Source organism: Promicromonospora sp. NFX87 (genome assembly GCF_048564965.1).
Lineage (GTDB): Bacteria > Actinomycetota > Actinomycetes > Actinomycetales > Cellulomonadaceae > Promicromonospora.
In genome coordinates, this window is the sequence record NZ_CP183413.1 from 2,811,858 (window position 1) to 2,825,060 (window position 13,203).

The 13,203-nt window shown below is 71.1% G+C and carries 13 protein-coding genes; 3 read left to right on the forward strand and 10 right to left on the reverse strand.

From position 1 onward, the window contains the following. On the reverse strand, positions 1 to 1,638 hold the full coding sequence (locus tag ACNYC2_RS12610) for an FAD-binding oxidoreductase (RefSeq protein WP_419707357.1): 1,638 nt from the start codon (positions 1,636 to 1,638) through the stop codon (positions 1 to 3). 332 nt (positions 1,639 to 1,970) lie between these two features. Here ACNYC2_RS12610 and ACNYC2_RS12615 point away from each other — a divergent pair, with 332 nt between their 5' ends. Then, positions 1,971 to 3,200 (forward strand): phospholipase D-like domain-containing protein, encoded by a 1,230-nt coding sequence (locus ACNYC2_RS12615; protein ID WP_419707824.1) that lies wholly within the window; start codon positions 1,971 to 1,973, stop codon positions 3,198 to 3,200. Positions 3,201 to 3,212: 12 nt separating this feature from the next. On the opposite strand, the gene ACNYC2_RS12620 is transcribed toward ACNYC2_RS12615, so the two are convergent. From ACNYC2_RS12620 to ACNYC2_RS12660, 9 genes are all read right to left on the reverse strand, one after another. After that, positions 3,213 to 3,890 carry an MBL fold metallo-hydrolase gene (locus ACNYC2_RS12620; protein WP_419707358.1) on the reverse strand — a complete coding sequence of 226 codons (678 nt, stop codon included), beginning with the start codon at positions 3,888 to 3,890 and terminating at the stop codon, positions 3,213 to 3,215. Between the two features lie 125 nt (positions 3,891 to 4,015). Then, complete coding sequence (locus ACNYC2_RS12625) at positions 4,016 to 4,606, reverse strand: MerR family transcriptional regulator (RefSeq protein ID WP_116675150.1); 591 nt, start codon at positions 4,604 to 4,606, stop codon at positions 4,016 to 4,018. 122 nt (positions 4,607 to 4,728) lie between these two features. Then, positions 4,729 to 5,238 (reverse strand): bifunctional nuclease family protein, encoded by a 510-nt coding sequence (locus tag ACNYC2_RS12630; protein ID WP_357508774.1) that lies wholly within the window; start codon positions 5,236 to 5,238, stop codon positions 4,729 to 4,731. A 133-nt stretch (positions 5,239 to 5,371) separates the two neighbouring features. Further along, a complete protein-coding gene (locus ACNYC2_RS12635) occupies positions 5,372 to 6,202 on the reverse strand; it encodes a MerR family transcriptional regulator (RefSeq protein WP_419707359.1) in 831 nt (276 codons plus the stop codon). Beyond that, positions 6,199 to 6,672 (reverse strand): FHA domain-containing protein, encoded by a 474-nt coding sequence (locus ACNYC2_RS12640; protein WP_116675148.1) that lies wholly within the window; start codon positions 6,670 to 6,672, stop codon positions 6,199 to 6,201. The genes ACNYC2_RS12635 and ACNYC2_RS12640 overlap by 4 nt, the downstream gene beginning before the upstream one ends. Positions 6,673 to 6,929: 257 nt before the next feature. Beyond that, positions 6,930 to 7,688 carry a DUF881 domain-containing protein gene (locus ACNYC2_RS12645; RefSeq protein WP_419707360.1) on the reverse strand — a complete coding sequence of 253 codons (759 nt, stop codon included), beginning with the start codon at positions 7,686 to 7,688 and terminating at the stop codon, positions 6,930 to 6,932. Positions 7,689 to 7,690: 2 nt separating this feature from the next. Further along, on the reverse strand, positions 7,691 to 8,023 hold the full coding sequence (locus tag ACNYC2_RS12650; protein ID WP_108494149.1) for a small basic family protein: 333 nt from the start codon (positions 8,021 to 8,023) through the stop codon (positions 7,691 to 7,693). After that, positions 8,020 to 8,958: a DUF881 domain-containing protein gene (locus ACNYC2_RS12655; protein WP_419707361.1), complete on the reverse strand. Its 939-nt coding sequence runs from the start codon at positions 8,956 to 8,958 to the stop codon at positions 8,020 to 8,022. The genes ACNYC2_RS12650 and ACNYC2_RS12655 overlap by 4 nt, the downstream gene beginning before the upstream one ends. Beyond that, positions 8,955 to 9,509, reverse strand: a complete 555-nt coding sequence (locus ACNYC2_RS12660) for a CDP-alcohol phosphatidyltransferase family protein (protein WP_419707825.1) — start codon at positions 9,507 to 9,509, stop codon at positions 8,955 to 8,957. Before ACNYC2_RS12660 ends, ACNYC2_RS12655 begins: the two co-directional genes overlap by 4 nt. Positions 9,510 to 9,872: 363 nt before the next feature. On the opposite strand from ACNYC2_RS12660, the gene ACNYC2_RS12665 reads away from it, so the two are divergent. Further along, entirely contained in the window at positions 9,873 to 11,885 is a 2,013-nt protein-coding gene (locus ACNYC2_RS12665) for a DEAD/DEAH box helicase (RefSeq protein ID WP_419707362.1), read from the forward strand. Positions 11,886 to 12,103: 218 nt separating this feature from the next. After that, positions 12,104 to 13,183: an IS30 family transposase gene (locus ACNYC2_RS12670; RefSeq protein WP_419705570.1), complete on the forward strand. Its 1,080-nt coding sequence runs from the start codon at positions 12,104 to 12,106 to the stop codon at positions 13,181 to 13,183. Positions 13,184 to 13,203 lie beyond the last annotated feature (20 nt).

Here is a 13,203-nt window from a genome sequence, read left to right on the forward strand (position 1 = left end):
TCAGGAGAACCGCGTGTAGAACGCGTTGCGGAACCGCTCCTCGGGATCGTGCTGCCGTTTCAGCGCGAAGAACTCATCAAGGGTCGGGTACGCCTGCGCCACCTGCTCGCGCGTGTAGTGCGGCTGGTACGGCAGGTAGAACGTGGCGTCGTGCTCCAGGGCGAGCTTCACCAGCCGTCGTGTCAGCCCCGCCATGTCGGCGTTCCCGGCGTCGGACAGGTCCTGGCTGAGGTACAGGACCACCGACAGCCGGGTGCCCCGCGCGTAGGACAGGAGCACCTCGTCACGGTGCACCACCCGGACGGACGCACTGAGCAGCTCGGCGTCGTGGTCACGCAGCACGGGCGCCGCGGCTTGGAGGAACTCGCCGAGCCGGTCCGGCTCCACGAAATACTCGTGCAGGACATCGGTGCGGTCCGGCAGCTTGTGGTTGAGCAGCCCGAGCCCGTTGTACGTGGCCTGGGTCCGGGCCACCATGCAGGCCTCGGCGTCGCGCAGCGCCGCGTTGCGCGAGGTGGCGCAGGGCTGGAAGCTCGGCAGCACGTGCTTCTGCGCGGCCCAGCGGGCCTCCTGGAAGAAGCCGCCGTGCCTGGCGAGGTTCAGCGCGAACCGCCCCACACGGGAGTTCTGGGTGTCCTTCAGCAGCCCGATCGGCTCGGCGGCGCTCCCGGGGGTCCCGGCGTCGCTGTACGTGTAGAGGATGGCCTCGGAGAGGAAGGACGACGGCGCCGTGGACAGGTGGGCGTACATCAGGCGCGCGTCCTCGTCGGGCACGACTTCCTCGAGGTAGGTCCGCGCGAGGTCCGCGGTCGGGATCACGCGCTGCTCCAGCCGGTACACGGTGTCCGGCACGGTCTCCAGCTCCACCTCGGTGATCACTCCGAACAGCCCGTAGCCACCGATCACCGCGGCGAACAGGTCCGGGTCGCTCGTTCGGTCGACGTCGCGCACCGTGCCGTCCGCGGACACGAGCCGCAGGGACCGTACCGTCCCGGCGATCGATCCCCGCCGGAAGTCGACCCCGTGCGCGTTCACCGAGACCGTGCCGCCCACGCTGAGGATGTCGATGCTCGGCATCGCGGCCACGGCCCGGCCCTGGGCGTGCAGGGTCTCCAGGACGCTCCGCCAGGTCGCACCGGCTCCCACCCGCACCGTGCCCGCCGCGGCGTCCACGGTCACGGTGTCGAGCCCGCGCATGTCGAGCACGAGGCCACCCGGGTAGGACGCCTGCCCGCCCATCGCGTGCCGCGTCCCCGACACCGATACCGCCAGGTCGTTCCGCCGCGCGTACGCGACCGCCGCCACGACGTCCCCCTCGGTACCGGGACGCACGACACCGTGCACGGGGACCTCGTTCAGGCAGCTGGCATCGTTCACGACGCCGCCGACCTGGCTCAGGCCCCTCAGGTCCGGGATCGTCTCCGGTGGCGCCGGCACAGTAGGGCCGACACCCGGATCCCCGAAGCTGACGGGCCGCACCTCGGCCGTGCACGCACGAGGTCCGTCCGGTGCGGACGAGTACCGGTCGCCCGCGAGGATGCCGACGACGAGCACCGTGACGAGGACGACGCCCAGCACCCAGCGCCGCACGCTCTGCATCCGACGCCGTACCCGGCGCGCGGGACCCGGTCCTGACATGGAAAGTCCCTCCGTCGGGCCACCGTTCACGACAGATGGTCCGGTCGGGGACCTCGTGACCGAGGAGCCTTGCCGCCGGCACCACGGCGGGCATCGGTGTCGTCGCTGTGAGCATAGGGACACGCGGGGCGAAATTCGCTCGAATAACGACGGCGGCAGCACGCGACGACGTCTCGCCCGCGTGCGCCGACCGCGTGACGGCGCCGGGCGAGACGTAATTCCGCCATCCTGGATGTGAGACCGGGTACCGTGAACCCGTGGCGTCTCGCAAGGTCCCCGGTAACCTCCCCAGCAACCTGCCCAAGCTCACGCTCGACGTGCCGACCGACTTCATGCAGCGTGCCCGCACGTTCGCGACCCGGGCCGCGATCATCGCGGCAGCGGTACCGGTAGGAGCGGCGGTGGCGCTCACCGTCACGGACAAGATCCGGCAGCGCCTGCACCCGCTCACGTCGAAGTTCCCCACGGAGAAGCCGCTCACCGAGCACATCGACGAGACCGCCACCACGGTCTACACGTACGGCGCCGACCTGTTCGAGGCGATGCTCGAGGCCATCGCCGGCGCTCGCAGGACCGTGATGCTCGAGTCGTACATCTGGAAGAACGACGAGATGGGCCAGCGGTTCAAGCAGGCCCTGATCGACGCGTCCGCGCGCGGCGTCGAGGTGTACGTCATCGTCGACGGCTTCGCCAACCTCGTCGTCCCGTACTCGTTCTTCCGCTTCCCGCCCGCCGTGCACGTGCTGCGCTTCCCCGTGCTGCGCCCCGGGATGGCCTACCTCAACATCCGCACCTCGGGCCGCGACCACCGCAAGATCCTCGTGGTCGACGACGAGACCGGGTTCGTCGGCGGGTACAACATCGGCTCCCTGTACGCGACGCACTGGCGCGACACCCACGTCCGCCTCCAGGGGCCCTCCGCGTGGGAGCTGCGCAACGCTTTCGTCGACTTCTGGAACCGGCACCGCAAGCAGCGCCACCCCGTCCTGGCCGACGCCGGGTCCGGGACCTGGCTGCCCCACCTCAAGGCCGCGCGCAACGCGCCCTCCGAGCTCGTGTTCCCCATCCGGGGCATCTACCTCGACGCCATCGACCGGGCCATCAGCCACGTCTACATCACCCAGGCGTACTTCATCCCGGACCACGACATCCACGCCGGGCTGCTGGCGGCCGCCGCACGCGGCGTCGACGTCCGCGTCCTGGTGCCGCACCGCTCCAACCACGTGGTGGCCGACTGGCTCGCCCGCGGCCAGTACGCCTCCCTGCTGCGCGGCGGGGTGCGGATCTTCCTGTACCAGGGCGCGATGGTGCACGCCAAGACCGCCACCATCGACCGCCGCTGGACCACCATCGGCACCGCCAACATCGACCGGCTCAGCCTCACCGGCAACTACGAGATCAACCTCGAGGTCGTCGACCCGGGCCTCGCCGGCCGCATGGAGGACATCTTCGCCATGGACCTGTCCAACGCGCAGGAGCTCACGCTCGCGCAGTGGGAGGAACGCGGCGCGCTCGCCAAGATCGGCGAGTACCTCCTGATCCCGCTGCGCCCCCTGCTGTGACGAGCCGCCGGCTCAGACCTTCAGGGACTCCCCCGTCCGGAGCCGCGAGTACGTGTAGTCGCCGCTGAGCCGCGCCGTGTCCAGCCGCGCTCCGACGATGTTGAGCCCGATCTCGGAGAGCAGCGCCTCGTGGATCGGGACGACGGTACGGGCCGGGACCGACCGCGTGAAGTCGATGGCCTCGGCGAGCTTCATCCACGGGCCCGCCACGGGCAGCAGGAGCACGTCGAGCCCGGCGGCCGGCAGGGCCGCAGGGGCGTCGTAGGAGTCGCCGGGGTGGAACGCGCTGGCCCCGTCGGCCTCCACGAGGTAGGTCACGTTGACCGCACGCGGGATCTCCGGGTGGATCAGGGCGTGGCCGCCGCCGCCCACCGTGACGCGCGCGCCCGCGATCTCGAGCACCTGGCCGGGAGTCACCTCGTGCACGCGGTCGGCCGGTGCGCCACCTTCCCGCAGGGCGTCGACTGCCGGCGCGGTGGCCCACACCTGGGCGTCCGGTGCGGAGCCGAGGTGCTCCACGACGGCGGGTACGTCCACGTGGTCGGGGTGGTCGTGCGTGACGAGCACGGCCACCGCGCGCGTGAGCGCGGCGGCGGTGTCGCTGAAGGTGCCGGGGTCGAGCACGAGGGTGCCGCCGCCGTCGGGCAGGTCGAGGGAGACGCACGCGTGGCCGTGGAAGGTGAGCTGCATGCTCGCAGGTTACGCCTGACCCCTGGATACGGCAGACCGCCTGGTCGGGGTGCGTGGCGCCCCGTCCCAGACGGCTGGTTCGAACGGTGTGTCGGTCGGTGCGATGGTGGGTGTGACAGCGGCTGTCAGACGGCGGACCTGGCTGCTCGCCGCTGTGCGAGCTCGTCGCCCTCGACCGTGGGGACCTCACCGGTCTCGCCCTGGTCGAGGGTCTCGGTCGGCATCTGGGCCAGGTGGCCCTCGATCTCGCGCCACACCCGTCCGACCGCGATGCCGAACACGCCCTGGCCGCCGGCGACGAGATCGACCACCTCGTCGGGCGAGGTGCACTCGTACACGCTCGCGCCGTCGGACATCAGCGTGATCTGCGCCAGGTCGTCCACGCCGCGCTCGCGCAAGGCAGTGACCGCGGTGCGGATCTGCTGCAGGGAGACGCCTGTGTCGAGGAGTCGCTTGACGACCTTGAGCACGAGGATGTCGCGGAAGCTGTACAGCCGGTGCGTGCCGGAGCCGGTGGCCGGTTTGATGCTCGGCTCGACGAGGCCGGTACGGGCCCAGTAGTCGAGCTGACGGTACGTGATGCCGGCGATGTGGCATGCCGTGGTTCCGCGGTAGCCCGTCGTGGCGTCCTGCTCCGTCAGGTCCTCACCGAAGAGGAGACCCTGCGCGCCGTGCGGGACCGTAGCGCGTGTGGCTCTCTCACCGCTGGTGTTCACTGTGCCTCCTGGGGTGTCGTGGCCACGCTAAGGCGCGTCGAAGGTGATTTCAAAGATGCGCGCCGTGAAAGGTTCGGCGTGTCGCGAGTTGGTGGGTTTTCACCCACCAGATTGATCCCTTTTCACCCGGTTCGACCACCACCGCCCTGAGCTCCACCTCCCGGCGGCCCCAGGAAGTCCTCGGGTGTGACGTGGTCGAGGAAGTCGCGGAACCGCTCGACCTCGGCCTGCTGGTCGACGTCGACGATCTCTACGCCGGCCAGTGCGACGATCTCGGCGGAGCACAGGACGGGGCTGCCGGTGCGGACGGCCAGCGCTATCGCGTCGGAGGCTCGGGAGTCGAGGTGGACGCCGTTGCTCAGGACGAGCTCGGCGAAGTAGATGCCGCCTTCCAGCGCGACGATGTCCACTCGTTCGAGCGCGACGCCCACTGCGCCGAGCACGTCGCGCAGGAGGTCGTGTGTCATGGGGCGTGGGGTGGCCAGCCCGGCCTGCGCCATGGCGATGGCGCTGGCCTCGCGCGCTCCGATGACGATGGGGATGGCCAGGTCGGCGGCGCTGTCGAGCAGCAGCACGACGATCTCCTGATCGCGCTGCTGCTGTCGAACGCCGAGGATCTCCACGGGGACCATCGGCACGTCGTCCGGCCTCACGCTTTCACCGTACGGCCATTGATGGTCGCTCGTCGCGCGCTCGGGACAAATTTCTGGTCACGGACCGGTCGCCCGGTGGCAATGGTGGGTGATTTTTTGTGGCGGTTACGGCTCAGCCGAGGTCGTCGATACCCTGCCGGACCCATGCGGCGTGCAAGCGGGTGAACAGTTCGCCCATGTCGCTGGCCATGCTCGCGGCGCGGCCGCGGGCCGCGCTGGCGTGCTGGCTGCGCAGGGGCGCGACGACCTGGTCCACGAGCGCTACCTGCCGGTCGGCGGCAGTGCGGTAGGAACGCAGGTGGCGCGGTTCGATGCCGAACTCGGCGAGTGCGCCCGCGATCCGGGCCACCTCGACGGCGCCCGAGCCGAACGTGCCGCCCGACGCGGGCAGGAGCCCTGCCTGGGCGAGGTCCTGCACGAACTCCTCGGTGACGCCGGCGGCGTCGGCCACGGCCTGCGCGGTCCAGCGGCGCCGGGCGGGCGCGCCCGTGCCGGCGAGGCGGGGCGCGGGGTGCTCGGCCGAGTCTGGGTCGGCGTCCATCGCGGCGAGGCGTTCCTTGATCACCTTCAGCGGCATGTAGCTGTCGCGCTGCTCGGTGAGGACGAATCGCAGGCGCTCGACGTCGGCCTGGCTGTACTGGCGGTAGCCCGACGGCGTGCGCACCGGATCGATCAGGCCCTGCTCCTCCAGGAAGCGGAGCTTGGAGTGCGACACGGACGGGAACTCCTGGCCCAGCGCCCGCAGGACGTCGCTGATGCGCATCGTGGCCTGGCGGGAGATCCCGCGGGGCCAGGGCGCGTCGAGGTCGTCCTGCGCGGCGCCGTGCTCCTGACCCTGCTGGTCGTCGCGTTCGTCGTCACGGTTGCGCTCGTGGGCGCGGTCATGACGCGGTTCGGTGCCGCCGTGGACCCCACGATGGTCGCGTGCGGCTCCGGCCGTCACGGGGCGGGCGTCCCCGCGCCCCACTGCGCCGGCGACTGCGGGCTGGCGTGGAAGGTGAGGCGGAACTTGCCGATCTGCACCTCGTCGCCGGTCACCAGTGTCGCGGCGTCGATGCGGCCGCGGTTGACGTAGGTGCCGTTCAGGGAGCCGATGTCGCGCACGACGAACGAGTCGCCCTCGCGGACGAACTCGGCGTGCTTGCGGGAGACCGTGACGTCGTCGAGGAAGATGTCGGCCTGCTCGCTGCGGCCGGCGACGCTGCGGCCGGTGTCCAGGAGGAAGCGGGCGCCGAATCCCGGGCCGCGCTGCACGATGAGCAGTGCGGAGTGCCGCGGCAGGGCGGCGACGGCGGCGGCTTCCTCGGGGCTGAGCGCCGTGCGGGGCGCCTGCTCGTCTGAGGTCGGGAACGCGATCCGACCCAGGTTGGCCGTGGTATCGGGCCCGACCGGATGGGCGCTGGGGTCCGTCATCAGGTCTCCTCGGGTGCGGTGGTGATACTGCGTCGGTCACAAGGCGGGGCGCTACGTTCGGACAACGGTCGGGACCGCGTCCGGGTTCCACTCAACCTACCTCGATCAGGTTCGAGGCGGGAACCATAGAAGGGAACCAACCCGGATAAAACTACCCAGGTCACGGCCGTTCCGCATGCCAGTTTTCACAGCTCGGCCCGATGTGGCGGTGATCTCCGCCAGGAACCGGCGCAAACGTGGCGCGAGTCACTCTCCGGTCACTTCTCCTGGGCCGGTTCGGCGTGCTCGGGCTCGCCGGGGATGCGCACGGCATCGACGCTGACCTGGTCAAGGACGGTGGTGGTCGCCTCGCCGCCCTCCTCCCGGATCCGGGGCAGGGCGCCGCCGGGGATCTCGAGGGCGCGGTCGATCGTCTCGGGGTTGCCGATGGCGGTCCACTCGTACGGGGAGGCGATGGCGGCGCCGTCGAGCACGACGCCGCCGCCCGAGTCGACGAAGTAGCTGGTGGTGACGAGCCGTACGCCGTTGACCTGGATCGCCTCGGCGCCGGCGTTGCGCAGCTCCTCCAGGAGGTTGAACAGCACCTGCGCCTCCAGGGGCCGGTCGCCGTCGGCCACGTGGACCTGCACGCCCGGACCGTGGGCGGGAAGCCGGCCCGAGAGGATCCCCTCCTGCTCGGCGCGCTGCCGCGCGAGGTCCCGCGCGGCCTGGTCCCGGCCGTCCTCCGAGCGCAGGTCGTCCCGGATGTCCTCCAGGTCCGCCACCTGCGCGTCGAGCTGGTCGGCGCGCTGCGTCACCTCGTCCAGGAGCCGCACGAGCTCGTCCTGGCGCAGGCTGCTGAGCTGGTCCCCCGTCGACTGCCCCACCTGGACGGCCAGCGCGAAGCCCAGCGCCAGGCACAGCAGGCCGGTGAGCAGCTCGGAGCGGGTGCCACGGGGTCGCAGCAGCTGCACGACACGCTTCCAGCCCGACGCCGGCGGGATGTCCTGCTCGGTCCTGTCGCGCTCGTCGCCCATGCTCACGCCTTGAAGATGTGCCGGCGGATGGAGGCGGCGTTCGAGAAGATGCGGATACCCAGCACCACCACCACCGCCGTCGACAGCTGCCCGCCCACGCCGAGCTGGTCACCCAGGAACACGATGAACGCCGCCACCACCACGTTCGACAGGAACGAGACCAGGAAGACCTTGTCGTCGAACAGCCCGTCGAGCATCGCCCGCAGACCCCCGAACAGGGCGTCCAGGGCTGCGACCACCGCGATCGGCAGGTACGGCTGCAGTATCAGCGGGACGGTCGGCTGCAGCACGAGACCGGCGACCACCCCGATCACGAGCCCGACGATCGCGATCATCCGTTGTCCTCCTCGGATCGGTCCTGCGTTGACTGTCCTGCCTGTCCTGCCTGCCTTGACTGCGCTGTCTGCGCGTACCGCAGCGTCGGGGAACCCGCACCCGGCAGGTGCATCCCCTCGCTCGCGCTCACCTCGTGCTCGATCCCGTACTCCGCGCTCAGCAGCTGCAGGAACCCCAGGCCCGCCGAACGCGCGAACTCGACCTGCATGTCCTCCGGGTCACCCACCGCCTCGACCGTGTACGTGGGCCCGTTCAACGGCTGCAGATCCACCAGGATCGCGTCCCCCGCGTTCCGGATCGCCGACAACGACGTCAGCCGCTGATCGTTCACCGCGATCGCCTCCGCCCCCGCCGCCCACAGCTCGTTGACGACGAACTGCACGTCCGCGTCCCGCACCCGGGACTCCGCGGGCGCGTCCCCCGGATCCACCAGCCCACCACCCGCGCCGTCGGTCAGCTCCACCACCATGCCAGGGCCCCGCACCGGCACCGCACCGTTGACCCACCGGTCCAGCTCGTTGATCTCCACCAGCGCCGACGGCAGCAACGCGGCACCCTGCAGCCCGTCCACCTCCGCGCTGAGCTCCGCGGAACGCCGCGACAGCGACTCCACCACGGCACTGCGCTCCTGGATCTGCTCGATGAGCACCGTACGGCCCTTCGTGACCAACGGCTGCGGCGCTCGCAGGTCGAGGACGGCGACGGTGGTCGCGGCACCGAGCAGCACGGCGACCAGGAGCAGGCCCAGGCTGCCCACCGTCCCGCGGCGCGACGTCGTCTCCCCCGCCTCCGCGCGTCGCCGCGCCATCTGCGCGTAGCCCGGGTCGAGCGGCCGATCCGTGACCTCGCGCAGCAGGGTCATCGACTCGTCGGGACGCCGTCCTGCGGGGCGGGGGGTGCTGGTGTGCGGGGCGGGGGCGTGCGGAGCGGTCATGCCGCGGCCGCCAGGCGCCGCACCTGGGCCACGTACTGCAGCCCTGCCAGCCAGTACAGGCCGACTCCCCACCAGGTGAAGGCCCAGCCCACCACGTGCGCCGCGGCGCCCAGCCAGCCGGGTACCGCGGCGAGGAGCAGCAGCGGGAACGCGTAGAGCAGGGCGAACGTCGCGACCTTGCCGACCAGCGTTACCTCGAGCGTCCCGTAGCCCAGGCGGGCCAGGATCGGCACCGTCAGCGCGAGCAGCACGTCCCGCGCCACGATCGCCAGCACCAGCCACAGCGGGACCACCTCGCGCCACGCCAGACCGATCAGCGTCACGAAGATGAAGAGCCGGTCGGCGAACGGGTCAAGGATCTGGCCGAGCCGGGTGACCTGGTTCAGGCGACGGGCAAGCACACCGTCGAGCCAGTCCGAGGCACCCGAGACAGCGAGCACCAGCAGGGCCCAGCCGTCCTCGCCCACGACGATCAGCACCGCGAAGACCGGCACGAGCGCCAGCCGCACCAGGCTGATCATGTTGGGCACGGTCAGGACCCGGGAGCTCATCTCCGCCCCAGTGGACACGCTCACCGCCCTTGCTCACGCCGGTTTCGTCTCGGCCGCCATACTACGGGGAGAGCGTTGCGTATCCGCACTGGCGCGCCGTCCGACGGCCCGACAACGCCTCTCACCACGCACAACATCACCCGCGTGCTGCACGTCACGCTCCCGCAGTCTGTGCCGACAGGCCCAGCAGCGGATAGGGTGGTGCCACATCCCCATGGAGTTCGTCGTCTTCCCGTGTGTGCACAGAACGTGCGAGACAGGCCCGCAGCCTCGGCTGCGGGGAAGGTGTTTCGGGAGCGAGCGACGCGAGGGCCCTCACCTCGGCCCTGACTCCGCCCGCGACGACGAACGGTGCATCACTGCATGTCTATCGACACCCATGACCTGATCGCGCCTGCTGAGCAGGACACCGAGCAGGCCACCGCCGACACCGGCGACCAGACGGCCCCCGCGGCCGTCACCTCCGAGGACACCACCCCGGAGACCACGGCCCCCGGGGCACCCGCCCCGGAGCAGGCCGCCGAGCCGGCAGCGCCCGCCCCGGAGCCCGAGCCCACCGGCCCGACCTTCGCAAGCCTCGGCCTCCCCGCCCAGCTGATGGCAGCCGTCGACAAGCTCGGCTTCGTCACGCCCTCCGCCATCCAGGCACGCGCCATCCCCGAGCTGCTCGCCGGCCGCGACATCACCGGCGTCGCCCAGACCGGCACCGGCAAGACCGCAGCCTTCGGCCTCCCGCTGCTCGCCGCCATCGACCCCAAGCTCCGCAAGGTCCAGGCCCTCGTCCTGGCCCCCACCCGTGAGCTCGCCATGCAGGTCGCCGACGCCATCGAGTCCTTCGCGACCGAGCTCGACGACGTCCGCGTCCTGCCCGTCTACGGCGGCGCCCCCTACATCCCCCAGCAGCGCGCCCTGCGCGACGGCGTCCACGTCGTCGTCGGCACCCCCGGCCGCATCAAGGACCACCTCGACCGCGGCGCCCTCAAGCTCGAGGACATCCGCTTCCTCGTCCTAGACGAGGCCGACGAGATGCTCCGCATGGGCTTCGCCGAGGACGTCGAGGAGATCTTCGGCCAGGCACCCACCAAGCGCCAGGTCGCTCTCTTCTCCGCGACCATGCCGCCGGCCATCCGCAAGGTCGCCGACCACCACATGACCGACCCCGTGCAGATCGCCGTCACCCGGCAGGCCTCCACCGTCACCGCGGTGCGCCAGACCTACGCCGTCGTGCCCTTCCGCCACAAGGTCGGCTCCCTCGCCCGCGTCCTCGCCACCTCCGACGCCGACGCCGCCATCGTCTTCACCCGCACCCGCGGCGCAGCAGAAGACGTCGGCTCCGCCCTCATCGAGAAGGGCATCTCCGCCGCCACCATCTCCGGCGACGTCGCCCAGAAGGAACGCGAGAAGATCGTCGAGCGACTCCGCTCCGGCGCCCTCGACGTCCTCGTCGCCACCGACGTCGCAGCCCGCGGCCTCGACGTCGACCGCATCGGACTCGTCGTCAACTTCGACGTCCCCGGCGAGCCCGAGGCCTACGTCCACCGCATCGGCCGCACCGGCCGCGCCGGACGCACCGGCGAAGCACTCACCTTCGTCACCCCCCACGAGCGCGGCAAGCTCCGCAGCATCGAGCGCACCATCCGCGCCTCGCTCGAAGAGGTCGCCATCCCCTCCCCCCGCGACGTCTCGGCCCACCAGGTCAAGAGCGCACTCGGCAAGGTAGCGGCCCGCCGCGAAGCCGGCCGCCTGGAGATGTACACCGACCTCATCCGCGCCTACGCGGAGGAGACCGGCACCGACCCCATCGAGATCGCAGCCGCCATGGCGGCGCTCGCGGTCGGCGACGACGGCCCCCGTGCCCGCGCCGAGCAGGAGGAGTACGAGCGCGAGCAGGCCGAGGCCAAGTCGGCGGCCGCCAGGCGCACCACGCGCGACGGTGACCGGCACGACCGGTCCGGCGACCGCGGCGCTCCGCGCGGCCGGTCCGAGGGTGACCGCGGCATCCGCCGTCCGGCCCGTGGCACGCGTTACCGCATCGCCGTCGGCCACACGCACGGCGTGCAGCCGGGCGGGATCGTCGGTGCGCTGACCGGCGAGGGCGGCATCACCGGCGCCGACGTCGGCAAGATCGACATCTTCGGCAGCTTCTCGCTGGTGGACATCATCGCGCCGCTGGACACCGAGGCGCTGGACCGTCTGGGCCGCGCCCGCGTGGCCGGCAAGCCGCTCCGCATCACGCTCGACCGCGGCCCCGCGCGTACCACCGGCGGCGACCGTGACCGTGCCCCCCGGAGCGGTGGCGACCACCGCCGTCCCGACGGCGAGCGTGGCCCCCGTGCCCGCACCACCCCGCACTGGGACGCGCGCACCAGCCGCTGACCAGCGGCCCTCGAAGTAGGGCGGATTCAACTGGTGGTCGCAACACCCCTTGATGATCGGGGTGTTCGATGAAGTCTTGGAGTCGTCTACCCGTGCCGCGGGAGCACCGGCGGGCCTTCTGGTCTGAGTTACGCGCTCATGGTCGGATCCCGGTAGCCGCTGAGGCTGCCGGGATCACGACCTGGTCAGCGCAGGCCTGGATCCGTAAGGCTGGCGGGATGCCCGACGTGTCCCTGACCAAGCCCACGGGCCGGTTGCTGTCCTTCGCCGAACGCGAGGAGATCGCGCTGCAACGCGCTGAGGGTGCCAGCGCCCGTCAGATCGCGAGGGTGCTGGGGCGGGCGCCGTCGACCATCACCCGGGAGCTGGCCGCGGGCACGCATCCCGACGTTCGCCGCTACAAGGCCTCGGTCGCGCACCGCCGGGCCGAGCAACGCCTGGCCCGGCCCAAGCCCGGCAAGCTGGCCACCCATCCGGCCCTGGCCGCCTGGATCGGTGAGCGTCTGGCAGGGCACGAGCCGGGCACGGGTAAGGCCCGCTCGTGGAGCCCGCAGCAGATCTCCCGCCACCTGCGTGTCGAGTTCCCCGATGATGAGAACATGCGCATCAGCCACGAAGCGATCTACCAGTCGCTCTACGTCCTGGGCCGCGGTGGGCTGCGCAAAGAGCTGCATACCGCGTTGCGGTCGGGGCGCGCGGTCCGCCGCCCGCAGGCAGTGACCCGTGCTCAACGCGCCGGTGGTGCCCACGTGCTACCACCCGAGGTCATGATCTCGGAGCGTCCCGAGGAGATCGAGGACCGGGCCGTGCCCGGGCACTGGGAAGGCGACCTGATCACCGGCACCCGGAACAGTTCAGCGATCGGAACCCTGGTCGAACGTCAGACGCGGTACCTGATGCTGCTGCACCTGCCCGACGGGCACGGCGCGCAGCAGGTCGCCACCGCGATGCGCGAACAGATCACCCGCCTGCCGGCTCACCTGCGCCGCTCGTTGACCTGGGACCAGGGCCGGGAGATGACCCCGTTCGCGGGCATCCAGATCGTCGAGGACCTGGATCTGTGGTTCTGCGACCCGCACTCGCCCTGGCAACGCGGCACGAACGAGAACACCAACGGCCTGCTGCGCCAGTACTTCCCCAAGGGCACCGATCTGAGAGTCCACACAGCCCAGGACCTCGCGGACGTCGCCCTCGTGATGAACGGACGACCCCGCAAGGTCCTGGACTGGCACACACCCTACGAAGCAATGAGCAAGCTACTGTCAGCGGACACGACCGGTGTTGCGACCACCGATTGAATCCGCCTAGAACCAGGGCG

Bases quoted from the DNA above. Each gene is read 5' to 3' on its own strand.
- ACNYC2_RS12650 (WP_108494149.1), bottom strand. From the start codon at position 8,023: ATGATCGCGATCGTCGGGCTCGTGATCGGGGTGGTCGCCGGTCTCGTG.
- ACNYC2_RS12665 (WP_419707362.1), top strand. From the start codon at position 9,873: ATGTCTATCGACACCCATGACCTGATCGCGCCTGCTGAGCAGGACACC.
- ACNYC2_RS12660 (WP_419707825.1), bottom strand. From the start codon at position 9,509: ATGAGCTCCCGGGTCCTGACCGTGCCCAACATGATCAGCCTGGTGCGG.
- ACNYC2_RS12620 (WP_419707358.1), bottom strand. From the start codon at position 3,890: ATGCAGCTCACCTTCCACGGCCACGCGTGCGTCTCCCTCGACCTGCCC.
- ACNYC2_RS12615 (WP_419707824.1), top strand. From the start codon at position 1,971: ATGCAGCGTGCCCGCACGTTCGCGACCCGGGCCGCGATCATCGCGGCA.
- ACNYC2_RS12610 (WP_419707357.1), bottom strand. From the start codon at position 1,638: ATGTCAGGACCGGGTCCCGCGCGCCGGGTACGGCGTCGGATGCAGAGC.
- ACNYC2_RS12670 (WP_419705570.1), top strand. From the start codon at position 12,104: ATGCCCGACGTGTCCCTGACCAAGCCCACGGGCCGGTTGCTGTCCTTC.
- ACNYC2_RS12640 (WP_116675148.1), bottom strand. From the start codon at position 6,672: ATGACGGACCCCAGCGCCCATCCGGTCGGGCCCGATACCACGGCCAAC.
- ACNYC2_RS12645 (WP_419707360.1), bottom strand. From the start codon at position 7,688: ATGGGCGACGAGCGCGACAGGACCGAGCAGGACATCCCGCCGGCGTCG.
- ACNYC2_RS12655 (WP_419707361.1), bottom strand. From the start codon at position 8,958: ATGACCGCTCCGCACGCCCCCGCCCCGCACACCAGCACCCCCCGCCCC.
- ACNYC2_RS12630 (WP_357508774.1), bottom strand. From the start codon at position 5,238: ATGGTCCCCGTGGAGATCCTCGGCGTTCGACAGCAGCAGCGCGATCAG.